This window comes from Paraburkholderia sp. JHI2823, assembly GCF_038900695.1.
GTDB lineage: Bacteria > Pseudomonadota > Gammaproteobacteria > Burkholderiales > Burkholderiaceae > Paraburkholderia > Paraburkholderia mimosarum.
This window is the reverse complement of record NZ_JAYMRY010000142.1, coordinates 1-1,107: the sequence shown is the minus strand read 5'-3', so window position 1 is coordinate 1,107 and position 1,107 is coordinate 1. Positions and strand designations below refer to the sequence as shown.

1 protein-coding gene is annotated in these 1,107 nt (G+C 62.1%); it reads left to right on the top strand.

Features of this window, described 5'->3' with window-relative positions; all coding sequences use genetic code 11:
- Window positions 1-1,067, top strand: a 1,067-nt coding sequence (locus VSR34_RS37975) for an IS5 family transposase (protein ID WP_342965184.1), incomplete at its 5' end; no start/stop codon positions are given.
- Window positions 1,068-1,107 lie beyond the last annotated feature (40 nt).

Here is a 1,107-nt window from a genome sequence, read left to right as displayed (position 1 = left end):
CGTACTGGCAGGTCTTCACCGGCGAAGCATTTTTACAGACCGAGCCGCCGATCGATCCGTCGAGCCTCACGCGTTGGCGCAAGCGCCTGGGTGAAGCCGGAGTTGAGGAGTTGCTGGCCGAGACGATCGAAGCGGCAAAGCGCGCGGGCGTGATCAAGGCCTCAAGCGCGAAGCGTGTAATTGTCGACACGACGGTCATGCAAAAGGCGATCGCCCATCCAACCGATTCTCGCCTGCTCGAGCGGTGTCGCGAACATCTGGTGAAGGCTGCGGCACGGCATGGATTGAAGCTGCGGCAGAACTACAATCGCGAGGCGCCGCACCTGGCGCGTCAGATTGGCCGCTACGCGCATGCGAAGCAGTACAAGCGTATGAAGAAGGCGCTGCGCACGTTGCGCTCGCGCGTTGGTCGGGTGATGCGTGATGTGGAGCGTCAACTCGATTCAGTTGGCGACGCCGGACGCGGCGCGCTAACAGAGTTGGTCGGTCGCACCAGGCGGATCCTGTCGCAAAAGCAGAAGGACAAGAACAAGCTGTACGCCTTGCATGCGCCGGAAGTTGAGTGCCTGGCCAAGGGCAAAGCGCGCACGCCGTACGAATTCGGCGTCAAGGTGTCGATCACGACGACCCACAAGGAAGGGCTCGTGATCGGAGCGCGCTCGATGCCGGGCAATCCGTATGACGGCCATACGCTGGCTGAGGCACTGGAGCAGGCGGCAATCTTAAGCGACGTGAAGCCGGAAGTGGCCGTTGTTGATCGAGGCTACAAGGGTGTCGCCATAGATGGCGTGAAGATCTATCACCCGGGATTGCGACGCGGAATTACGCGGAACCTGCGCGCGATGATCCGACGGCGAAGCGCGATCGAGCCGGCCATCGGTCACATGAAGGCCGACGGCAAACTCGACCGGAACTGGCTCAAAGGCGCACTCGGCGACGCGATGCACGCGGTGCTGTGCGGCGCCGGGCACAACCTGCGCATGATCCTCAGAAAGCTGCGGCTTTTTTACGCCCTCATTCTGATCGCTTTGCGCAACCGCTCGCCCACTGTCGTCTTCACGGCGTGATGGCCGCGCCGCGCGAAACGAATTGTTCAGGGCCGACTAC